24 protein-coding genes and 1 riboswitch are annotated in these 23,788 nt (G+C 29.4%); of the genes, 7 read left to right on the top strand and 17 right to left on the bottom strand.

What is annotated here, in order from left to right:
- Positions 1–954: a YkvA family protein gene (locus DR024_RS02540; protein WP_111918114.1), complete on the bottom strand. Its 954-nt coding sequence runs from the start codon at positions 952–954 to the stop codon at positions 1–3.
- A gap of 180 nt (positions 955–1,134) precedes the next feature.
- Between DR024_RS02540 and DR024_RS02535 the strand changes: the two genes are divergently transcribed.
- On the top strand, positions 1,135–2,880 hold the full coding sequence (locus tag DR024_RS02535; RefSeq protein WP_027096854.1) for an ATP-dependent metallopeptidase FtsH/Yme1/Tma family protein: 1,746 nt from the start codon (positions 1,135–1,137) through the stop codon (positions 2,878–2,880).
- Positions 2,881–3,310: 430 nt separating this feature from the next.
- Here DR024_RS02535 and DR024_RS02530 read toward each other — a convergent pair whose 3' ends face one another.
- On the bottom strand, positions 3,311–4,549 hold the full coding sequence (locus DR024_RS02530; protein WP_055183472.1) for a DUF4179 domain-containing protein: 1,239 nt from the start codon (positions 4,547–4,549) through the stop codon (positions 3,311–3,313).
- Positions 4,542–5,036 carry a sigma-70 family RNA polymerase sigma factor gene (locus DR024_RS02525; protein WP_027096857.1) on the bottom strand — a complete coding sequence of 165 codons (495 nt, stop codon included), beginning with the start codon at positions 5,034–5,036 and terminating at the stop codon, positions 4,542–4,544. Before DR024_RS02525 ends, DR024_RS02530 begins: the two co-directional genes overlap by 8 nt.
- A 292-nt stretch (positions 5,037–5,328) precedes the next feature.
- Between DR024_RS02525 and DR024_RS02520 the strand changes: the two genes are divergently transcribed.
- The 5 genes from DR024_RS02520 to DR024_RS02500 are packed head-to-tail and all read left to right on the top strand — an operon-like array spanning position 5,329 to position 9,834.
- Complete coding sequence (locus tag DR024_RS02520; RefSeq protein ID WP_055183473.1) at positions 5,329–6,483, top strand: ABC transporter substrate-binding protein; 1,155 nt, start codon at positions 5,329–5,331, stop codon at positions 6,481–6,483.
- 29 nt (positions 6,484–6,512) lie between these two features.
- Positions 6,513–7,388, top strand: coding sequence for a branched-chain amino acid ABC transporter permease (locus DR024_RS02515; RefSeq protein WP_027096859.1), 876 nt, complete (start codon positions 6,513–6,515; stop codon positions 7,386–7,388).
- Positions 7,389–7,397: 9 nt separating this feature from the next.
- On the top strand, positions 7,398–8,369 hold the full coding sequence (locus DR024_RS02510) for a branched-chain amino acid ABC transporter permease (RefSeq protein ID WP_027096860.1): 972 nt from the start codon (positions 7,398–7,400) through the stop codon (positions 8,367–8,369).
- A 3-nt stretch (positions 8,370–8,372) separates the two neighbouring features.
- Positions 8,373–9,131: an ABC transporter ATP-binding protein gene (locus tag DR024_RS02505; protein WP_027096861.1), complete on the top strand. Its 759-nt coding sequence runs from the start codon at positions 8,373–8,375 to the stop codon at positions 9,129–9,131.
- Between the two features lies 1 nt (position 9,132).
- Positions 9,133–9,834 (top strand): ABC transporter ATP-binding protein, encoded by a 702-nt coding sequence (locus DR024_RS02500; RefSeq protein WP_027096862.1) that lies wholly within the window; start codon positions 9,133–9,135, stop codon positions 9,832–9,834.
- Between the two features lie 55 nt (positions 9,835–9,889).
- On the opposite strand, the gene DR024_RS02495 is transcribed toward DR024_RS02500, so the two are convergent.
- From DR024_RS02495 to DR024_RS02455, 9 genes are all read right to left on the bottom strand, one after another.
- Entirely contained in the window at positions 9,890–10,594 is a 705-nt protein-coding gene (locus DR024_RS02495) for an N-acetylmuramoyl-L-alanine amidase (protein ID WP_055183474.1), read from the bottom strand.
- Between the two features lie 154 nt (positions 10,595–10,748).
- On the bottom strand, positions 10,749–11,567 hold the full coding sequence (locus DR024_RS02490; RefSeq protein WP_055183475.1) for a MetQ/NlpA family ABC transporter substrate-binding protein: 819 nt from the start codon (positions 11,565–11,567) through the stop codon (positions 10,749–10,751).
- Positions 11,568–11,586: 19 nt separating this feature from the next.
- The gene (locus DR024_RS02485; protein WP_027096865.1) at positions 11,587–12,225 is read right to left on the bottom strand and encodes a methionine ABC transporter permease; all 639 of its coding nucleotides are present in this window, start codon (positions 12,223–12,225) and stop codon (positions 11,587–11,589) included.
- A gap of 1 nt (position 12,226) precedes the next feature.
- Positions 12,227–13,189 carry a methionine ABC transporter ATP-binding protein gene (locus tag DR024_RS02480; protein ID WP_027096866.1) on the bottom strand — a complete coding sequence of 321 codons (963 nt, stop codon included), beginning with the start codon at positions 13,187–13,189 and terminating at the stop codon, positions 12,227–12,229.
- Positions 13,190–13,278: 89 nt separating this feature from the next.
- Positions 13,279–13,405: riboswitch (SAM riboswitch) on the bottom strand.
- Positions 13,406–13,487: 82 nt separating this feature from the next.
- Entirely contained in the window at positions 13,488–13,988 is a 501-nt protein-coding gene (locus tag DR024_RS02475; protein WP_027096867.1) for a GNAT family N-acetyltransferase, read from the bottom strand.
- A 122-nt stretch (positions 13,989–14,110) separates the two neighbouring features.
- Entirely contained in the window at positions 14,111–14,398 is a 288-nt protein-coding gene (locus tag DR024_RS02470; protein ID WP_027096868.1) for a DUF503 domain-containing protein, read from the bottom strand.
- Positions 14,399–14,418: 20 nt separating this feature from the next.
- The gene (locus DR024_RS02465) at positions 14,419–15,750 is read right to left on the bottom strand and encodes an MATE family efflux transporter (protein WP_055183476.1); all 1,332 of its coding nucleotides are present in this window, start codon (positions 15,748–15,750) and stop codon (positions 14,419–14,421) included.
- A gap of 55 nt (positions 15,751–15,805) precedes the next feature.
- A complete protein-coding gene (locus tag DR024_RS02460) occupies positions 15,806–16,597 on the bottom strand; it encodes a MerR family transcriptional regulator (RefSeq protein ID WP_027096871.1) in 792 nt (263 codons plus the stop codon).
- Between the two features lie 58 nt (positions 16,598–16,655).
- Positions 16,656–17,402, bottom strand: a complete 747-nt coding sequence (locus DR024_RS02455) for an SDR family NAD(P)-dependent oxidoreductase (protein ID WP_111918112.1) — start codon at positions 17,400–17,402, stop codon at positions 16,656–16,658.
- A gap of 161 nt (positions 17,403–17,563) precedes the next feature.
- Here DR024_RS02455 and DR024_RS02450 point away from each other — a divergent pair, with 161 nt between their 5' ends.
- Positions 17,564–18,058 (top strand): hypothetical protein, encoded by a 495-nt coding sequence (locus DR024_RS02450; RefSeq protein WP_027096873.1) that lies wholly within the window; start codon positions 17,564–17,566, stop codon positions 18,056–18,058.
- Between the two features lie 62 nt (positions 18,059–18,120).
- Here DR024_RS02450 and DR024_RS02445 read toward each other — a convergent pair whose 3' ends face one another.
- The 5 genes from DR024_RS02445 to DR024_RS02425 all read right to left on the bottom strand — a co-directional run bounded on the left by DR024_RS02445 (position 18,121) and on the right by DR024_RS02425 (position 23,531).
- Complete coding sequence (locus tag DR024_RS02445) at positions 18,121–20,184, bottom strand: sensor histidine kinase (protein WP_027096874.1); 2,064 nt, start codon at positions 20,182–20,184, stop codon at positions 18,121–18,123.
- Positions 20,150–20,851: a response regulator transcription factor gene (locus DR024_RS02440; protein ID WP_055183478.1), complete on the bottom strand. Its 702-nt coding sequence runs from the start codon at positions 20,849–20,851 to the stop codon at positions 20,150–20,152. Before DR024_RS02440 ends, DR024_RS02445 begins: the two co-directional genes overlap by 35 nt.
- 172 nt (positions 20,852–21,023) lie before the next feature.
- Positions 21,024–21,548 (bottom strand): hypothetical protein, encoded by a 525-nt coding sequence (locus DR024_RS02435; protein WP_027096876.1) that lies wholly within the window; start codon positions 21,546–21,548, stop codon positions 21,024–21,026.
- A gap of 22 nt (positions 21,549–21,570) precedes the next feature.
- Positions 21,571–22,164, bottom strand: a complete 594-nt coding sequence (locus DR024_RS02430; protein WP_055253301.1) for a TlpA disulfide reductase family protein — start codon at positions 22,162–22,164, stop codon at positions 21,571–21,573.
- Positions 22,165–22,223: 59 nt separating this feature from the next.
- Positions 22,224–23,531, bottom strand: a complete 1,308-nt coding sequence (locus DR024_RS02425) for a hemolysin family protein (protein ID WP_027096877.1) — start codon at positions 23,529–23,531, stop codon at positions 22,224–22,226.
- Positions 23,532–23,788 lie beyond the last annotated feature (257 nt).

Raw genomic sequence — 23,788 nt, 5'->3', positions numbered from 1 at the left:
CTATAACGTACTTAATTCTTCTACCACATTATAAAGCTTTTCTACATTCTTTGCACCAGTAAAGTTAGTAACATATTCTAGACCATTTTTAAGCACTAAAACAAGTTCATCCTTACCTGCCCAATTTTCTAGAATAACCTTTGTTGGAACATCTGTTGCTATTCTATTTAAAGCAAAAAATACAACTGCAATTTCATCTATCTTTCCTATAAAAGGTATTTTATCAGGTATTAAATCTGTAGGAAAAATTACATAAGCTAAAGATGCAGAAACAACTAACTTTGTTTTTATTGGTACCCTACTATCTTTAAGCATTCTGCAAATTAATGCAACAATATCAGGAACTACAAATATATAATCTGAAATCTTCTTTGCTCCATCAGGTAACTTTTCCTGAAGTTTGTCTCTACCTAAAGTATAGTAATCAGCCACCTTATTTACAGGTTCTTCAACCTCATCCGCATATTCTGTAATTACTTCTGGTTCTTCTACTTTAATAATATTACCCATTAAAGATATATTTATATTCTCTACTTCTGCATGAAGCGCTTGTCCTTTTATATAAAGTGCTTTTAAATCTATATCTACATACGGAATATCCTTAAGCAACTTTTTAATATCTAGTATAACTCTATCTTTTGTTGCATCTATTCCAATTATCTTTAATTGTCCTAATCCTATTTTTAACGCTAAACTTCTTATAGGCCTAAAGAATCCCAATTTCATAAGTTTTAACTTTGAAAATTTAGCAGTAACTATTGAATTTTCTACCTTTTCTATTGTTAACTGTCCTGCAAAATCAATAGAAACCCCTTTTTTAAAAGTTCCTTTTATATTAATAGCATTATCTATTGTTACTTCCTTTAATTCTAATCCATCAACCTTAACAAACTCATTAATTATACTAAGTATATCTGATCCAATCAATTGGGCTTGTACACCTGAAATTTTCATATAGTATTTCCTCCAATATTACTAATCTTTTTATATTTTACCCTTTATTTCATCAGTTGTAAAATAACTTTCCTTCTTTAATACATACCATAACTTACATTGGTAAATGTTATGATTTTAATTAGACATAATATTCAAAATATTTATAATAGTAGTATAAATATATTTTGGAGGTACCCAATGAATAAACAAAAGAAAAATTATATTATAATTCCAATAATAACTTCAATATTATCATTAGGTATACTACTCTTCTCATCAGTAAATTTTAATACAAAAAATAATAAGTCATATAATACTTTTAAATCTGATTTAGAATTAAACCAAGTATTAAAAGTTGCTTTAAGCAATAACCCCTATATGACTATTTATTTAAAAGATGGGACAAGCTATAAGACTGACAATCCTAATAGTCCTACTTTAAAGGAAGAACTATTAAGTAAGAATATCTCTATAAATGAGAATAATAATATAAATGTTACAAAAACCTTTGCTGGTCTTTTATTGCTAGGCTCAATAATAACACTAGTTTTTATGAGTACAAATAAATCTAAAGGAATGTCCTCTGCTACATCAATAGAGTTAACAGATTTTAGTGAAGATAGTAGCAAAGCTCTAAGCTTTAAAGATGTTGCTGGAAATGAGGAGGCAAAGGAAAGTTTAAAGGAAATAGTTGATTTTCTATCTAATCCTGAAAAATATAAAAGTTATGGTGCAAGAATGCCTAAAGGGGTTATTCTTTATGGTGATCCTGGTACAGGAAAAACTCTTCTTGCTAAGGCTGTTGCTGGTGAAGCTAAAGTACCTTTCTATGCTTTAAGCGGATCAGACTTTGTGCAAGTATATGTGGGTGTTGGTGCCGCTAGAATTAGAAATCTATTTAAAAAAGCAAGAAGTCACGGAAAAGCAGTAATCTTTATAGACGAGATAGATGCTATAGGTAAAAATAGAGATGGTGGTAAAACTGCTGGCGGAAATGATGAAAGGGATCAAACCCTTAATGCTCTATTAACAGAAATGTCTGGCTTTGGAGAAAGTGAAGGTGTAATTGTAATGGCAGCTACAAATAGATTAGATATTTTAGACCAAGCTTTACTTAGACCTGGTAGATTTGATAGGCATATAGAAGTAGCTCTCCCAGATGTTTCTGCAAGAGAAAAAATAATAAATCTTCATTTAAGCAATAAGCCTCATATTGATTTAAACATTAAAGATATTGCAAAGAAGACATCTTATTTTTCTGGTGCTAAGCTAGAAAATTTAATTAATGAAGCTGCAATACTTGCTGCTAAGGATAATTCTGAGTGTATAACTGAAACTCATATAGATAAAGCATATTCAATAGTTCTAGCAGGACATGAAAAACTTGAGAGATCACACTTAAAAGCATCTGATCTATTACTTACTTCTTACCACGAAGTTGGACATGCTTTAACATCATTATTATTATTACCTGAAGATGAGGTTTCAAAGATATCCATAATTCCAACTACTAAAGGTGCTGGAGGATACACATTAACTATACCAGAAGATACTAATTACCAAAGAGCTGATTATTTAAAGAAAAAGATAATGGTTATGCTTGGTGGGCGTGCTGCTGAAGAAATTATCTTTGGAAAAGAAAAAATAACAACTGGTGCTTCTAGTGATTTAAACAACGCTACTAACATTGCTATGGGAATGATTAGTGAATATGGAATGGGAGAAACCTTGGGCTTATTAAAACTTTCTTCCTTAGGATCAATGGCATCTGGATATAGCACAAAGGTTATAGAAGAATGTAAGGATTTAATTAACTCTTTATATGATGACACTTTAAAACTTCTAAATAATAATAAAGAATTATTAGAGAAGTTCTCTATTGAACTTTTAGAAAAAGAAACCTTAAAGAAAGAAGAAATAGATATTTGGAAAAAGCTTTGCTGATGCAAAGCTTTTTTAGTTAATCAAGATAATTAGAATAATAAAGTTAAATATAATTTTCTTTCAGAAAACTTCTAATTCCATAAGCTTCTCTTTCTTATCAAAAGACTATTGCTTCTTTCTCGAATTGTTTTAGCATATTTATATATTGTAAAGTTCTTAAGTTCTTATATTTTTATGACATAAAAGAATTTCTCTTAGAAAAATTCTTTTATAAGATATCTTATTTATAAAAATAATATTATTTTTATTATTAATATTGTTTTTATAATGTATAGTACTTATACATCTTAATGTATTAATGACTATACAAAATAAAGAATAGAACTCTCATCCCTCCACTGACGATTTATTTACTCCTTATCTTCTTACCTTTAAAAGTTCTTACATTCTTTTCTTCATAAAAATAAAAGAAACTGCTTTCGCAGCTTCTTCATTCACTAATTTTTAATTTCACTTCTCTTTCATCTTTAAAGATTACACTATATATTTCAAAACCTTCTTTAGCTTCATAAATACTTATATTATTATAAACATAGTCACCCTCTTTATTCCCGCCATTAACACTTATACCATCTTCAATTTCTCTCACTATAGAAAAGTCTTCTACAACTTTGCTTCTAAGTATTACATAACTTCCATCAATGCTATCCACTTCTATTCCAAATGAATTTTCATCTATTGTTTTATTATTTATATCTACCTTTAATTTTACTTTTTCTTTTGGATGAACATAAATTTCATCAAACTTCATAATTAATTCCTTTTTATCAAAAGGAATTTCACCATTGAACTCCATATAACCATATTGAATTTCACTATTCATAGATACACTACTTGTCACGTACACCTTATTATCTTTATCAATTATTTTACACTGCAAGAACATAAGACTATCATAATAATTACTATTAAACTTAAATTTAAGAACTGTTCTAGTTTTACTTATTTCAAACTTTACAAATTTTATAGTTCCAACATCTAATTTTAATGGTTCTGCTTTGCTATCAAACTCTTTAATGTCTACATTGAAAGCTTCATCTAACTTTACTGGCACTATAAATGTTGAAATAGGCTCATAACTTGTTAAATATCCACCTTCTCCTTTTTTGTATACCCTGAATTCAAATGTTATTTCATATGGAAACTCATTAAATGTAGTTTCAAAATAATTATCATTTATATTAAAAATTCCTTGAGCCACTGACAGTTGCTTTGATATAGGATAATCAGGTTTTACCATTATATCAACATCATACTTATCTATATCTTCAATTTCATAATTGATCCAAAGCCTTTTATAATCTCCTGATAAACTATTTAATTTAAATTTAATACCATTCTTTTCTTCAGAATAATTAATACTTTGAACCAATCCAAACTCCACAGCATTTTCAAAACCATCATCACCACCATTGAATCTAACTAATTCCACTAACTTTTTAAATCCTGGTATTGAACTGAATGCTTCTGCTGCTGTAGCTGATATATTTACACTTGCAACGAAAATTATAAATAATGCAGCCACACTTTTTCCTACATTGTATATACGTTTTTTCAATCTTTCCTTTTTCCCTATAATTATAGCTTTTTTAACTCTAAAGTTTAATTCTTCAGGGATTTCTATATTCTCATAATTTCTTTTTTCCTCTTCAAAAATATTCTTACTCATAACTACCCTCCTTAAATTCTTTTCTAAGAAAATTAAGTGCTTTATGAAGTCTATTCTTTACAGTTGGAACAGATATCTCTAAAATCTCACTTACTTCATTTATGGTGTAGCCATGAAAATATTTTAAAATAATCACAGTTTTTAAATCTTCAGGTAAGTTATCCACAGATTCTATTAATTCACTGTTATTATCTTCTATTAATTCAATATTCTTAAATATATCATCACAATAGACAATCCTTGACCTTTTCCTTAAATAGTCCAAAGCTGTATTAATTAATATTTTATTAATCCACTTTTCTAATGCTTTCATATCTTTAATCTTATTAATATTTTTGTACGCTTTAACTATAGAGTCTTGAAGAATATCTAAGGATTCATTTTTATTTTTAACATATACAAAAGCAAGCCTATATAGTTTATCGCTATTCGACTCTAAGTAGTTTTCTAATATCTTTTCTCTTTTCCTACTACTAAATATGGACATACTCATCCCCTTATTAAGGATTTTATCACAGCTACATTAGTAAGACGTATATTATTCATTTTTATTTAATTATCAGGAAATTTTTTTATTAAACTTCAAGATAACATTTACATTTACAAATTATTTATGTTTATGGAACTTTTTATTATATTTGTTATAAAATATTAAATAACAATATTGTAATATTTTACTTTGTATGATATTATATTGATACTATTTATTAAATCTCAATAATAATTTATTAATCATTTTTGTTATTATTTAAGAATTAAATATTAAAGGGGGACTTATTATGAAAAAGAAATTACTTTGTGGAATTTTAGCGTCTGCTATGGCTTTCTCAGTACTTGCAGGATGTGGAGGTAACTCTGAAGGCGGGGCTGACTCAGAGGTTATAAAAATAGGAGGAATAGGGCCTTTATCTGGTCCAAACTCAACTTACGGTATATCAGTTAAAGAAGGGGCAGATCTTTTAGCTGAAGAGATTAATGCAGCTGGAGGTATAAATGGCAAGAAAGTTGAATTCATTTTTGAAGATGATCAAAGTGATAATACTGTAGCTGCTTCAGCATTTAACAAATTAGTTGATAAAGATGGAGTTTGTGCAATTCTTGGAGGAGTTACATCTGGTACTACTTTAGCAATAGCACCTAATTCAACAAATAAAAAGATTCCTATGATTACACCTACTGGAACTGAACCAACAATAACTAATGTAGGTGGAGATTTCATGTTTAGAGGATGTTTTGTAGATTCATTCCAAGGTGAGATATTAGCTAAATACACTAAGGAAAAGCTAGGAAAGACTACTGCTGCCGTTTTATACAATTCCTCTTCTGACTATTCAAAAGGAATTGCAAATGCATATAAAGAAACTTTAGAGAAAAATGGTGGACAAGTAGTAGAATTCTTATCTTATAGTAGTGATAAAGAAACAGACTTTAAAGCACAACTTACTAAAATAAAATCTGCTAATCCAGAGGTTATTGTATTGCCTGATTACTACAACGTTGTTGGTTTAATAGCTAAACAAGCTAGAGATATGGGCATAACTTCTCAATTCTTAGGTGGAGACGGATGGGAATCTGAAGAATTAACTAAAATTGGTGGAACTGCTGTAGATGGTGCTATATACATTAACCACTACTATGCTGAAGATACTGATGAAAATGTAAAGAGCTTCGTTGATTCTTATACTAAGAAATATAACAAAACTCCAGACTGCTTTGCTGCTCTTTCTTATGATACAGCTAAAATTTTAGTTAAAGCTATAGAAAAAGCAAATAGTACAGATGGAACTGCAATAAGAGATGCTTTAGCCGGAATGGAAATTAATAGCGTAACTGGAAATATAAAATTTAATGAAGAAAGATCAGCCGTTAAGAGCGCAGCTATTATAAAAATTAATGGAGACAAGAAGGAATTAAATGATAAGGTTAATCCTTAATATAATACTTAACTAAAGGAGGAGTTACTATGGAATTTTTACAACAATTGATTAATGGCTTAGCTTTAGGTAGCGTATATGCACTCCTAGCTTTAGGTTACACAATGGTATATGGAATAATTCAATTAATAAACTTTGCCCATGGTGAAATATACATGATAGGAGCCTTTGCAGGCTTCTATTGTGCTACCACACTAAATTTACCACTAGTACCTACGTTATTAGCTGCAATGGCTGCATCTGCACTAGCTGGTATTATAATTGAGAAAGTAGCATATAAGCCACTAAGAAACTCACCAAGAATAACATTACTTATTACTGCAATAGGTGTTTCTTTGTTATTACAAAATAGTATGAGAGTTTTAGTTGGTGCTAATCCAAAACCATTTCCAGACCTAATTAAAGCTGGTTACTTAGAAATAGGTGCACTTCATATAGAATGGAAGACACTACTTATGTTTGCTGTATCTGCAATCCTTGTACTTCTCCTTCAATTTATTGTTTTTAAAACTAAGGTTGGAAAGGCAATGAGAGCAGCTTCCTTTGATATAGAGGCTGCATCTTTGATGGGAATAAACGTTAACAATACAATATCACTAACTTTTGCTATTGGTTCTGCTCTAGCTGGTATAGCTGGTGTTCTAGTAGCAATATCCTATCCTAGCATAACTCCTTATATGGGTGTTATGCCTGGTCTAAAAGCCTTTGTTGCAGCAGTACTTGGAGGAATAGGAAGTATACCTGGTGCTTTACTAGGAGGATTATCTATTGGCTTATTAGAAACACTTTCAAAGGCATATATATCTACTACTTTTTCAGATGCAATAGTTTTTGGTATTCTAATTGTTATTTTATTAATTAAACCTTCTGGCTTACTTGGTAAGGTAACAAGAGAGAAAGTGTAGGTGATATAAATGAAAAAATTATCAGAAAAAAAATCATTATTAATATTTGGTGTAATACTACTTGTTTACGGTATCCTATTTACCTTATTAAAAACAGGAGTAATAGGTGCTTACTATGAAGGAATTATTCTTTTAACGTTTATAAATATAATTTTAGCTGTATCACTTAATTTAATTGTAGGCTTTACTGGTCAGCTTTGTTTGGGACATGCTGGTTTTATGGCCATAGGTGCTTATATTTCTGCAATTATAAGTACTAAAGCTAACTTACCTTTCTTCTTAGCGATTATAGTTGGTGCAATAGTATCTGCTTTCTTTGCTGCTTTGATTGGTTTTCCAACATTAAGACTTACAGGAGACTATTTTGCAATTACTACTTTAGCTTTCTGTGAAATCATTAGAGTAATAATTATGAATATTGATTATGTAGGTGGTGCTAGAGGATTTACTGGAATCCCTACAAAAACAACTATTTCAATAAGTTTCTGGGTCATGGCACTTACAGTAATAATTATTTATAACATAATCCACTCATCTCAAGGGCGTGCAATGTTAGCTGTACGTGAAAATGAAATTGCAGCTGAATCTATGGGAGTTAATGCCTTCAAGTATAAAATGACTGCTTTCATTATAGGAGCTTTCTTTGCAGGACTTGCTGGTGGATTATACGCTCATTATATGGGGTATCTTCAACCAACTTCCTTTGACTTTGTTAAATCAATTGATTATTTAACATTTGTTGTTTTTGGAGGTATGGGATCTTTATCAGGCTCTATTATTTCTACAGGTATTTTAACATTCTTACCCGAGCTATTAAGAGGACTACAGGATTATAGAATGATTATTTACCCACTAGCCCTTATAATCTTAATGATATTTAGACCTCAAGGGTTACTTGGTGACAAAGAATTATCATTAAAAATATTTAAATTAAAAAATACCAAGGAAATTAAAGATATTGAAGCTAGAAAGGAGGCTTAAAATATGTTAGATGTAAAAGACCTATCTATAGAATTTGGAGGACTTAAAGCTGTTTCAGACTTTAACCTTTCAATCGAAGATAAACAAGTTGTTGGATTAATTGGACCTAATGGTGCAGGTAAAACTACCGTTTTCAATATGTTAACTGGAGTTTATGCTCCTACTAATGGCACTATTATATACCTTGGAGAAAATATTGAAGGTCTTAAGCCATACGATATTACTCAAAAGAAAATTTGTAGAACCTTTCAAAATATAAGACTATTTTCAAGCCTTTCTGTAATAGATAATGTAAAAATCAGCTTTAACTTTAGAATTAAATATAATCTACTTGATTCTATTCTTAGAACTCCTAAATTTAAAAAGGAGGAGGCTGAAATTGAAAAAAAATCGCTAGAATTATTAAAAGCATTTAATCTAGCTGAAAAAAAGGATGAATTTGCAAAAAATCTTTCTTATGGTGAACAAAGAAGGCTTGAAATTGTAAGAGCCCTTGCTGCTAAGCCTTCGCTAATACTTCTTGATGAGCCTGCTGCAGGTATGAATCCTCAAGAAACAGCAGAACTTATGGAATTAATTAATTGGATAAAAAATGAATTCCACATATCAGTTCTATTAATTGAACATGATATGAAGCTAGTAATGGGTATTTGTGACAAAGTTGTAGTTCTTGACTATGGTAAAAAGATAGCTGAAGGAACTCCAAGTGAAATAAAAAATAATCCTAAGGTAATTGAAGCTTATCTTGGAGAGGGGGCTTAAAATGCTTAAAATTGACAATATAAACTTATACTACGGTGGTATTCATGCATTAAAAGATCTTTCTTTAGATGTAAAAAAAGGTGAGATTGTTACTTTAATAGGCGCAAATGGTGCAGGTAAAACTTCTACTTTAAGAGCAATATCAGGACTTGAACCCATTAAAAGTGGAACTATCTCCTACAAAGCTTCCCCTATTAACAAGGTTCCTGCTCATAAAATAGTATCTTTAGGACTATCTCATGTACCAGAAGGAAGAAAGATATTTGCAAATCTTACTGTTCTAGAAAACCTTGAACTTGGTGCTTATTTAAGAAAAGATAAAGAAATTCAAAAAGATATGGAAATGGTATTTTCTAAATTTCCAAGACTTAAGGAAAGAGAAAAGCAACAAGCTGGTACACTTTCAGGTGGAGAACAACAAATGCTTGCTATAGGAAGAGCATTAATGAACAGACCTGAAATGTTAATTCTTGATGAACCTTCTATGGGACTTGCACCTCTTGTTGTTAAAGATATATTTAACACAATAGTTGAAATCAATAAGTCAGGTACTACTATTCTTCTAGTAGAACAAAATGCAAATATGGCTCTTTCCATTGCAGATAGAGCTTATGTACTTGAAACAGGTAAGATTGTCTTAAGTGGAGATGCTAAAGAATTATTAGAAGATGATAGTATAAAGAGTGCATATCTTGGAGAGTAATTTAAAAATGTTGGAATCCAGCAATAGCTGGATTCCTTTCATTTTTTTATATAAACTATTTACTTTTTCCTATATAAGGGATTATATAAACATTAGAAACTCCTCTAGCTTGAATATCTTGTACAACCCTTTTAGCTTCCTCAAAGTCTTCATAGACACCTACACACACTCTCCATCCATAATCTTTGGTTACTTCTTTCTTTATCCCTTTATTCTTTTTCCCTTCTTCTTTAGGTATTTTTCCAACAAGCTGAACACAGGCATTAGCTACTACTCTTCCAAAATACTCTGCATTAAAATTTCTCTCTACCTGCCTATTAGAAATATAATCTCCTAAGCATACAGCTCCTGGTATATTTATGCTATTTAACACACCATAATCTATTTCTGATAGCCCTCTATTTTCACTTTTAAAACCCTTTACCATCTTACCTAGTAAATACTCACCAAACTCTTTTGATTTAGAATTATCTTTTTTAATAAATACCTCTGTACCCTCAATTGAATCTGAATCACTAAAATTCATATGAAAACTAATGTAATAATCTCCTCCCCAACCGTTTGCATAAGTAACTCTTTCTTTTAATTCCATATATATGTCATTTGATCTTATTAAAAATACCTCTTCACCATTTAGCTCTAATACTCTTTTTGCCTCTAATGCAGCATCTAAAGATATATTCTTTTCTCTTCTTCCACCAGGTCCAATAGCTCCATTGTCTTTTCCACCATGCCCAGCATCAATTATCCATCTACCCAAATACCTTCCTCCTAAAAATTGATAATACTTTGTCCTAATACTATTCTATTTAGAAAATAGTTATTTAGTGAATATTAGCAACGCTTATATCTTTTTATTCTCACCAAAAAAGAGAAACCGCTAAGCGATTTCTCTTCTCAAATCATTCATTATATTAGAATACAGGAATTACAGCTCCCTTATACTTTTCTTCTATAAATTTCTTACATTCATCAGAAGTTAAAGCCTCTTTTAATACTTTAGTCTTTTCAGAATCCTTATTAGCTTCCTTAACAACCAAAACATTTCTCTTAGTATTTATATCTTCTCTGTTCTTATCCTCAGTATATAATCCTTCTTTGGTCGCATCTAAATTAGCTTGTAATGCATAGTTACCATTAATAACAGCAGCTGTAACTTCATCTAAAAGTCGTGGTAGTTGTTCTGCAGCCAATTCTTTAAACTTTAAGTTCTTTGGATTTTCAGTTATATCCTTTGGAGTAACTAATTCTCCTGCCTTTACCTTTATTAGCCCCGCATCTTCAAGAACTCTTAATGCTCTTGCTTCGTTAGTTGCATCATTGGGAATAGCTATTGTGTCTCCATCCTTTATTTCATCTAAACTCTTTGCAGTCTTAGAGTATAAAGTCATTGGCTCTATGTGGATTTCTGCAACATTTACTAGATCATATCCCTTTGCTTCGTTTGTTTCATTTAAGAATGCAATATGTTGGAAGTAGTTTGCATCTAATTCTCCTTCATAAACAGCTGTATTTGGTGTATTATAATCATCAAATGGTGTTATTTTTAAAGTATAACCTTTTTCTTCTACTAAAGCTTTAATTGCATTAACTATCTCTTCATGTGGTACAGATGTAACCCCTATTTTTATAACCTTGTCATCTTCCTTCTTTTCTGTGCTGCCCCCGCACCCAACTAAACCTAATGTTAATGCTCCTGCTAATACTAATGATAATAATTTTGTCTTTTTCATATTAAAATCCCCCTTTTATTTATCTTGATAATTTTTTATAAAAATAGTTTCCTAAGCTTTGAAGAGCTTGTACTACTACAATCAACACAATTACTGTAACAATCATTACATCCGTTTGGAATCTTTGGAATCCATATCTTATTCCTAAGTTACCAAGGCCCCCTGCCCCTAGAGCACCTGCCATTGCTGAATATCCTATAAGATTTATAACTGTAAGTGTTATACCTGATAGAATTGATGGTATAGCCTCTTTTAGCATTACCTTGAATATAATTTGAGAATTACTTGAACCAAAGGATTTTGCAGCCTCTATAACTCCTGGATCTACTTCTTTTAAAGCAGATTCAAATATTCTTGCTACAAAAGGTGCTGCTGCAATTGTTAATGGCACTATAGCTGCTTTCTCTCCAAGAGATGTTCCCATTATTGCTCTTGTAAAAGGTATTATAGCAACCATTAATATTACGAATGGAAAACCTCTTAATACATTTACTATTGCATCTATGCATTTATATATTGCTTTGTTAGACCTTAGACCATTGCTATCTGTTACTACAAGTACTATTGCAATTATAAAACCAAATATTACAGAGAATATTGTTGATGGTACAACCATCACTAATGTTTGTCCAAATGCTTCTAATAATAATTCACCCATGCTATATTACCTCCCATTCTATATTTTTGCTCTTTAAATAATTAAATATTGTTTCTTTGTCCTTTTCCTCAATATTTATAACTAAACTTCCAAGTACATTTTCCCTGAACTTTTCAAGTTTTCCCCAAACTATTGAGAAATCTACATTTGCTTCCCTAGCCATTCTTGTTATAAGTGCATTTTCTGAACAATCTGATGGGAAGAAAATTCTTATATTTATTCCTTCATCAGGTAAGGTTGTCTCATCCTCTTCACCAAGGAATTTCTTTAATGATGCTCCTGGCTTTAAGAATAAGTCTTCTGCTCTTCCCTCAGCCTTAACTATTCCACCATCTATCAATGCCACTCTTTCACAAACTTCTTTAACAACTTCCATTTGGTGAGTTACTATAACTATTGTTATTCCTAATTCCTTATTTATTTTAGATAGAAGTGCTAAAATATCTTTAGTTATTTTAGGATCTAAAGCAGATGTAGCTTCGTCACACAAAAGAATCTTTGGCTCTAAAGCTAATGCTCTTGCAATTGCAACCCTTTGTTTTTGCCCACCACTTAATGATGCAGGCTTACTTTTTGCCTTGTCTCCTAATCCCACCAAATCTAATAATTCATTCACTCTCTTATCTATATACTCTTTATCGTAGCCCCAAACTTCAAGAGGAAGAGAAACATTCTTATATACAGTTTTCCTTTTAAGTAAGTTAAAGTTTTGGAATATCATCCCCAAATTTTTTCTAAACTCTCTAAGCTTTTTAGCCCCTAAGCCTGAGACTTCTTCTCCCATGACTTTAATACTTCCTTCATCATAGGACTCTAATCCATTTATACATCTTAAAAGCGTTGATTTACCAGCACCACTATGGCCTATAATTCCGTAAATCTCCCCTTCCTTTATGCTTATTGCTATATCTTTTAATACCTCTGCTTGTCCAAAACTTTTACATACATTTTTAATTTCTATCATAATAATGTCCCCTCCCTCTTTTTTAATATAAAAATAAATGCACTAGAGAATAAATCTCTAGTGCATGAATTCACTAAGCCTAATTTATTCTCTTATCTATCAGCAAAATATAAAAAATTGCTGCAGGAATTAGCACCGTATTCTAAATGGAAAATGAGCCACTTAATCGGTTGCTGGGTTTCACAGGGCCAGTCCCTCCACCACTCTGGATAAGATATTATATTTTATTTTCTAATTATTTACTTCTTGTTTAATAATATATTCCAATCCTTTAATATTGTCAATATATTTTTGAAAGTTATTCCAATATTTTTTCTAAGCAATAAAAACTTCCATCTTTATCTGGCAAAGAAATTTCTCCTACTATGTTAAACCCCTGAGACTTGTACAACTTTTGTCCAAGTATATTTTTAGTATTAGTATCTAATCTTATTGCTTTAATTCCATCTTCTTTAGCATATTCTAAAACCTTCTGTATTAAATATTTGCCATATCCCTTTCCAGAAAAAGCAGGGTTTACTAATACTCTATGTAACACAACATAATCATCATTAAAAGTCCATGGCAAATCATCGTATGCCTTTTCCTCTGTTCTATTGATGACAACTATTCCTAAAATTTCATTTTTATTTTTTTCTAGTACAAATAATTCCCTTTTATCTATATCACTCTTAAATGTATCTCTTGTTGGATAATTTTCATTCCAACTTATTCCAAAATCTTTATAATGTTTTAGTGCTTTACATTTTATGCTATAAATCAAATCTAAATCTTTTAATTCCCCTATTCTTAACCTCATCTTTTACTCCTTACATAAAATATCCTTCTCTATTATAGCAGAGTTAAAATCTATTGCACCCTGTATTTTTTTACTATTCTGATAAAAGGTGTATAAGCACTTTAGCTCATACACCTTTTAACTTAATATTCTATTGTCTCATCAAATATTTCTATTATTTCTCCATCACAGTTTTCTTCTATAAAACTTATAACTTTTTCTTTTGTTGTGTCTACTATAGCATTAGTACTACATACTTTTGATAGAGCAATTCCTATTATTTTATGATTATCTTGATGAAACATCTCTCCTACAGAAATGTTAAATTTATTTTTTAACCTTTGAGTAATACTATTAACTATCATACGCTTTTCCTTTAAGCTCTGAACCCAAGATACTCGTATTTTTATTTCCATAACTAGAATTTTCATGATATACCACATCCAAATTTTTATAATTGAATTAATTTACTTTTTGATTTTTTTAATAAAACTAGAGCAATTAATAATGTTAAAAACTCACTAAAAGCTACAGTAAGCCATATTCCTGAATCACCCATTATAGCAGGTAAAACTATAATCCCTATAAATATTAGTGCTATACCTCTTAAAAAGGAAATTATAGCTGATGTTTTAGCGTCCTCTAAAGCTGTAAAATAGGACGATGCCAAAATATTCAAGCCACTTACTAAAAATGCTAAAGAATAAATTTTACAAGCAAGTGAAGTAGTCTCTAATAATATTTTATCATTACTTACAAAGAAAGATATTAGTGTTTCTCCTCCAAAAAATAAAAATCCTGTACATATTATACCTAGTATTACCATAACCTTTGATGCATATTTTATTAGTTCATTTATTCTTTCTCCTTTTTTTGCTCCATAGTTATAACTTATAATAGGTGTTATACCATTAGCTATTCCTAAATAAACTGCTACTACAAGAGAAGCTATATACTGAATTATTGAGAAAGCAGATACTCCCATTTCTCCAATTTTTCTCATTAATACTATATTAAAAATAAAAGTAGTAAATGCTACTGCCACTTCAGTTAAAGCTTCTGAAGATCCATTATAAAAGAACCTTCCAATCTTTCTTAAATTTATTTTGCATTTTTTTAACTTTAAAATCGAATCCTTAGATTGAATTTTTATAAAAGCTAAAAGGAATGAAATAAAAAATGCTATTCCCGACGCCAAGGCAGCACCTGCAACACCCCAGCCCCAAAGCACTACAAAAACATAGTCTAAAATTATATTTAAAACTGATCCTAAAACAGTACAAAACATGGAAAACGTTGGCATACCCATTGTTCTAATTCCTGCTGCTAAATAACTTCCACCAGTAAAGAATGGTACACATAAACAAAGAATAACTAAATATTCAATTACCCCCTTCATTAATGAAGGTGTTGCACCTAAAGCTGTAGCAACTCTATATCTAAATAAAAATATAATTATTCCTATAACTGAACTTATAACAATAAGAGAAAAAAATCCTAAACTAAAGCTTTCTCTAGCATCTTCTTTCCTACCTTCTCCAAGTTCAATACTTACTACAGTGTTTCCTCCAACTGAAACCATTATACCTAAAGCTAAAGCCATACTAAATATTGGCATTGCTATATTAACCATTGCTAAGCCTTGTGGACCTACTACTCTTCCTACAAAAATACCATCTATAACAATATAAATTGAAAATATAATACTACTTATTACACTTGGTATAGCATACTTATAAAATAACTTTTTTATTTTTTCTGTTCCTAAATTTAATTCATTCATATAAGATATCTCCTTTCTTCATTAAAAAATAATAAACCTTGGAGTTACTCCAAGGTCAAGCTACTGGAATCCAAATTTCATAAAAATCTTTTGGAAATCCATCTTTATTTTCAAATGCTATTGCTCTACAAAGAAGATTATCTTCTACTATTAAACCTTCATTATGAATATAATCTTTTATTTTTACAAGCTCACTATCCCATTGATCACATGTAATTTCTATAACTGTATGTAAACACTTCCTACTTGGAAATACTTTAAAATCACTAACATACTCTTCTTCTACAATACCACTTCCTCCCGAATAAAAGTGCTCATCTTTTATTTCACTACTAAAAAGTACATCTTTATTAATTAACATAGAAAAAACAGTTTCTTTTATATAACTATTACTTCTAAGTTTTTCAATAGCGTCCATTAACTTTGATTCTTTAATTTCCACTTGTTCCATAGTATATAAAAACTTAGGACATTCCCTAATTTCAAACTTATTCAAATAATTTTCTGCTGTTATACACCAATTATTAAAATTTCTTATTTTAGTTTTTATATTCATAAGTTCTTCTATTTTTTTATCTATTACCTTCTCCTGATTTAAAATTCCTAATCTCATATCTTTTAAACTATAGTTATAAATCATTTCTTTTATATCATCTAAGGAAATTCCAACATCTTTTAATATCATTACATAAGATAATGTAATTATGTCATCCATGTTGTAATATCTATATCCATTACCTTCATCTTTTTTAGGAGAAACTATACCTAACTTATCATAATACCTTAATGTATCCCTAGATAATGATAAATACTTAGCTACATCTCCTATTAAATATCTATTATTCATAGTAAACACCTCTATATAATATAAGCAAGACTTAAATAAAGTCTTGCTTATATTATATCTACATTACCAAGCCACCATCAACACCAATTATTGTTCCATTTGTAAAAGTACTTTCATCAGAAGATAAATAAACATATGCTCCTGCTAATTCTTCTGGAGTTCCAACTCTTCCAAGAGGAGTCATTGCTGCTAATGAATCTATAAATTTATCAGGTATAGATGCAACCATGTCTGTTTTAGTTACTCCAGGGGCTACTGCATTAACTCTTATTCCATATTGTCCAAGTTCCTTTGCAAGTGATTTGGTTAACCCATTTACTGCAGCTTTAGAAGCTGCATATGAACATCCACTCCTTTGTCCAAAGGTTGCAACCATAGATGATGTATTTATTATACTGCCTCCATCATTATCCTTCATTATTGGGGCTACAGCCTTACACCATCTAAATATTCCAGTAACATTAATATTCATAACATTTACAAAATCCTCTTCTGTCATATCAAAAAAAGATACATCTGTTGTAATACCTGCATTATTTATAAGTACATCAATCTTTCCAAATGTCTCATGTACCTTTTTAACTGCTTTCTCAATTTCTTTTGATTCATTATTATTTACACCAATTCCAAGTATCATAGCATTAGGATGGCTACCTTTTAATGCTACTACTGCCTTGTCTGCATTCTTTTGATTTGATGCACAAGCTACAAGTTTTGCACCTTCTGATAACAACTTATCAGCCACTGCATACCCAATACCTCGTGATGCTCCTGTAACAATTATGACCTTATCCTTTACTCTCATATATACATCTCCTCCATATAAAAGTATTCTCTATTTAGTAATAAGCATTTTTATAATAATTTATTACTTACTTTATAAATAAAAGTTATTTAATATTGACACTAATTTGTAGTATTTTTATAATATTACTAATTCACAATTAATTTTAAGGAGATTATTCTATGAATGATATTCTAATATCTGTAACTTCAGAGGAATTTCACAAGAATGTAATAATAAAATTCCCAAATATATTAGATGGACTAGATACTTTTCCAAACTTTACTTTAGAACCTAAAAATGTATATTCAGGTGAAGATGAAATGATTGACTATATCCTAAAAATATTTAAATTAAACAATTCTTTTTGTTATATAGATTTTTATCTTGATAAACTATCAGAAGAAGATAAAGAAAACTTAGTTAATCTTGTTCCAGAAGAAGATAGAAAACTGCTTAAAGCTAACTTAACTATTGAAAACTATAGTAATTACTTCAAAGTAGAACACATAAGATTAATCCCTTTTTTAACTAGACTTTCTACTAGAGAAAACTTTTTTATAACATTCTACTTTACTGAAATTCCAATTACTATATGGGGCAACTACGGAATGAAATTTCCTTGCTTTTGCCTAAATCAAAATGATTTAACCTTTTATATAAATAGACTTAAATAAAAGATACATTGGAGTGAAAGTTAAAAAAGAAATCCTAGACAAAATAGGGTTTCTTAATTTCACTAAATACTATCTCTTATATTTTTAAGCTTTACTATGGCTTTAAATAAGTCTCCATCAATCTCAATATTAAATTCTCCATCCTGTAATTCTACCAAGCTTTTAGCAATTGAAAGACCAAGTCCTGATCCCTCTGTAGTCCTTGAAACATCCCCTCGCTTAAATCTTTCCATTAATTCTTCAGCTTCCACATTTAATGGACTTTCTGATATATTTTTAAATATTATTTTAACATAATCTTCATCTTGCTCTACATCTATATATACTCTAGATCCCTTCATAGAATATTTAATAATATTAGAAAGTAAGTTTTGAAATACTCTAAATGTTTTCTTACCATCAGCTAATATTAGTAATTTTTCTTCTGGTATATTCTTAATAACTTGAAGGTTTGAAGACTCAATCTTATCCTCAAGTTCTCCTATAGTTTGCCTTAAAAGAGCTATTGGATCTAATTCTACTATATCTAATTCAATAGCCCCTGAGGCTGCCTTAGAAGCTTCAAATAAATCTTCAATTAATACCTTTAATCTTTGGGATTTCTCTTTAAGCACCCCTATATATTTTTTTCTCTCTTCATCTGAAATATTATCTTTGCTTAATAAGTCAACATAATTAATTATAGAAGTTAAAGGAGTTTTCAAATCATGAGATACATTGGTTATAAGCTCTCCTTTCATTCTTTCACTTTTTACAGCATTATCTATAGCTGATTCTAATCCTTCTTGTATATTAGATAAGTCCTTAGATATTTCCCTTAATATATGGGGTCCACTCACTAATAACTCATTTTTGTAATTTCCTTTTACAATATTACTAGTAGTTTTTTTAAGCTTATTTACTTCCTTTCCTATTACTAATACATAGCCTATTACACCTATTGCCATAAGTATAAATACCACTACTAAGGCACTATAAAAAGGTTCATATATCCAATAGCTTAAAGGAAATGTTATAAAGCATGCAACTCCAACAAACACTACTATTACAAAAATAAATGATATAATTGTAATTGCTGTATATTTATAAACAAAGCTTTCACGTATAAAACCAAAAAGTCTTAATATTGCTTTATATATTTTTAATAAAAAAGATTTATTTTTAAGTTCTTTTGATGCATTATCCTTGTCTATAAATATAAGCTTTAAAATATATGCTAAGTTTAAATATAATAATAATCCACCAATTATGGTTAGTACTATAATCCTTCCCAGGAAATACCACTGGGTTTTCCAACATATATAATACAAAAATACTCCAAGTAAAATCATAAAAATTAGTTTTAACTCTGTAAAAAAACTTCCATATAACTTAATAAATATATTATTAAAAGCTTTATTTTTATTCTTTAATATATTTATAAACAATCCTATTGTTAGTATACAATCTAGAGCTAATCCCACGCCCCATATCACTGCTGTCTTCTTATATTTTTTTATATCCTCCTTGGCGTAATAAAGTACATCCTCTTTTTCTAAATTTTTAGGTACCCTTATGCAAATATCATACTTACTTCTAAACTCATTATATCCAGCTAAAGTTTTCATTGACTTAGACACTTCTGTACCTTGTTGATTACTTGAATTTTTTCCAAATAACACAACATAATCATATCCATTCCTAGAATCTTCTATGAAATCTTTAATATTTGTATAAGTACTTGTAGTAAATGAAGTTCCATCCCCTCTATCTACAAAGAATTCAAAATTGGAATTCTTTATAAACTTGTTAAAAAAGTTATTATACTTGCTATTTATTATATTAATTAGTTCTTCCCTATTTTTACCTTCTGCAGTTGTGTTAGTATTATTTATCTCTAAATATTTCTGTATTCCATCTTCATTTATATTTCTATCAATATCTATATATATATCAGATACCTCTACCAATCCATTATAAAATTCATTATAGTAATTTGATACGTCAAATCTTTCATACATACTTTTAAATTGTAAGCTATTAAAAAGGTATGTATATAGCACTGGTGTTAGCGCAACTAATATTGATAGTAATAGAATCTTAAAGTTTAATTTATCCCCTGTGATCTTTTTCAAATTTATATCCAATTCCCCACACCACCTTTAAATATCTAGGTTCTTTAGGATTAATTTCTATCTTTTCTCTTATTCTTCTAATATGCACTGTTACTGTGTCTACATTAAAGGCTACTTCATTCCATACCCTTTCATAAATTTCTTCAATAGAAAATACTCTTCCTGGGTTATCCATTAACAATGAAAGAATTTTAAATTCTAATGGGGTTAACTTTGCTATCTCTCCATCTCTCAAAACAACCTTACTCCTCTTATTAAGCTCTATAGCACCAATTTTTATAACATCATTGTTTTCCTTTAAAGGTGAAAACCTTGTATATCTTCTTATTTGAGAATTTACCCTTGCAATTAATTCTAAGGGATTAAAAGGCTTTGTTACATAATCATCAGCTCCAATATTAAGTCCTAATATTTTATCAGTATCCTCTGACTTTGCTGAAAGCATGATTATTGGTATCTCTTTTTCTTCTCTTATTTTAAGAGTAGCCCTTGTTCCATCCATCTTTGGCATCATAATATCCATTATGACAAGGTGTATCTCTTCTTCCTTTATTACTTCTAAAGCTTCAGCACCATCATAAGCTTTGAAAATATTATATCCTTCTCCTCTAAGATAGATTTCTATAGCTTCAACTATTGCTTTATCATCATCAACCACTAAAACATTATACCCTTTCATATTTTCCTCCAACTTTAAAACTTACTAACTATTTTATCATATTAGAAATTTTATTAGATATCTTTAATCCTATATTCTTATAATAGGACTTAAAGATTACAAAAGACTATTTATAATTCTTAAGAAATCCGAAAGAAAAAGGAACCTAACATTTTAGATTCCCTTAATTAACTTATGATAATCCACAACTTAACCTTGTAGAAATATCATTATATAAAGCTTCCTTATCTATACTGTTTAAATCTTCTACAACCCTTACAGCACCCACTAATCTTTTATTTAATAATATACCATATTCAATATCCTTTTCTAATTTGGCCGATATCTTATAGTTTCCTTTATCATCCCTAGTAAAACTTATAAAATCTCCTGTTTCAGAATTTATTAATTCTATATTTCCATCATTTCCAATGTCATAAGCTTCATCTATATCAGTAATCTCAATGTTAAAAGGCCTATCACTTACTTCACCAACAGTTATTACTGGACTTAAAGTCATCCCTGTATATAGCATGGAAATATCATTATTATTAATGGTTTTAACACTATAACTTGCTACATCAAGATTATTTTCTTGTTCTAATGATTCACTTTGTTCTACTTCACTTTTATTATTTTCTTCTGTATCTTTACTACATGATATAAATAAAAATAGTGAAAATAATAAACTAAATAAAATAATTAATTTCTTTTTCATTTGTAACCTTCCTTCTCTTTAGTTATTCTTCTGGACTAATAAGGTTTTTAATAGATAAATCTAAACCTTTTTCATCTATAGATACCTTTCTATCTTGGACTATTATCCCATTCTTATCTACAAACATCATTCTTGGTAATGTATTTAAATTATACGCTTTATAAGCACTTAAATCATAATCATAATAAGTATCTAGTGAAATATTATTAAACTTTAAGTATGTATCTGCTGTTTCCTTTGTCTCACGCTCTCCATCAGTGATATTAACAACAATGAATTCTACATCTTCTTTATAATACTTTTCTTTAGCAGCTTCAATTCTTATTAGATTTTCTCTACAATCAATACACCATGATGCCCAAAAAACTATCACCATTGGTTTACTTCCAATATATTTTTCTATATTAATCTTTTCTTTATTTTCTGCATAAACAGTAAAATCTTTTGCTTTTATCTTTATACTTGCAGGAATATAATTATCAGGTTTTCTTTCAGATTCAATTTGTGACAATTTTTCTTCAGTACTTATGCTATTTTTACTACTTAAAACAGTGAAAATAATCATTCCTATTACAAGCACTACAACTATGCCTAATATTTTTCTCTTGTTCATCATATGAATCTCCTCCTGTAGTAATTATAAACTATATTAAATAAAAAATCTCTAGGAATAACCTAGAGACATATTCTTACCTTTTCAATTTTCTTATCAGACACTTCATCTATTTTAAAAACAATATTGTTATACTTTATTTCTTTTTCTTCATCTTCTAAAGGAATTTTTCCAATTAAGTTAATTAAGAATCCATTTAAAGTATCCAACTCATCAGACTTTACATCAATGTTTAAATTTTCATTTAATTCATCTAATTGAGTAGTACCATCTACTAAATAACAATTCTCTCCAACTTTTCTTATTCCAAATTCCTCTTCATCATCCTCATCATTTATATCTCCAACAATTTCTTCAACTAAATCTTCAACAGTTATGATACCTGAGAATCCACCATACTCATCTACAATTATTGCTATATGACGTTTAATGTCCTGTAAGTCTCTAAATAAATGTCTAATTGGCTTACACTCTGGCACAAAATAAGGTTCTTGCAATATATCCTGTATATTTACATTTTCAAAGCCTTTATTTCTAGCTTCTATCATGAAGTCTTTCATATATAATACTCCAATGATATTATCAATTTCATCTTCATAGACAGGTATTCTAGCAAATCTCTTTTGTAAAAGCTCGTCCAAATATTCTTCAAGAGGTTCATTTATATCTATACAATATACCTCTGTTCTTGGTGTCATAACCTTTTCAGCTATTTTGTCATCAAATTCAAACACACTTTCTATCATTTCTTTTTCGCTTTCATTAATTGCACCATGTTCCTCTCCTGTTTCTACAAGAGACTTAATTTCTTCCTTTGTTACTCTTTCCTCTGAGTCATCACTATCCAATCCAAACAGCTTTACCAAAATATTTGTTGATACTGATAGTATCTTAACAAAAGGTGCTACTGCCTTAGAAATAAAAAGAATAGGATTTACAACTACCATAGAAAGCTTGTCTGCTTTTTTTATGGCTAATCTCTTAGGGAAAAGTTCACCAAATACAAGTGTGAAATAAGATAAAATTATTGTTACACCTACAAAAGATATTTGTTCACCATAAGGTATATTCATGTCTGTTAACATCTTACCTACCACTGTTGAAATACCTGTTGCTGCAGATGCACTAGCAAAAAATCCAGATAGTGTTATTGCAACTTGAATTGTAGACAAGAACTTTGTTGGTTCCTCTACTAATTTGCATATTGTGTTAGCCTTTTTATTACCTTCATTAGCTAACATTTTCATTTTTGTTTTATTAATTGATACAATTGCCATCTCTGCTGCTGCAAAGAAAGCATTTACTGCTGTTAATACTGCTAACAATATGAGCTGTCCAGCAATATTAGCAGGGTCGGGATCACTTTCCATATTTCATTTCTCCTTTTTTTAATATAGTGATTAAATCTTATCATGAATCATAAATATTATCAAATATTGTAAATCTTATAAAAAAGATTAAAACTCCTCAAAAATAAAGTTTATATTAAAAAAAAGCTTAATCCCTCGCTATAACAACCTATTTCTATATAAGTCAATTGCTAATGGAGACTTTTCTTTTGCTTTCACTTACAGTATATTATACTAACTTTATCATCTCAATTTTCTTAACTCTTCTACGTATTTAT

Origin of the sequence: Clostridium paraputrificum (genome assembly GCF_900447045.1) — a bacterium.
Classification (GTDB): Bacteria; Bacillota; Clostridia; order Clostridiales; family Clostridiaceae; genus Clostridium; species Clostridium paraputrificum.
Note: the sequence above shows the minus strand (reverse complement) of the source record. Positions and strands in the feature narration are given on the sequence as shown.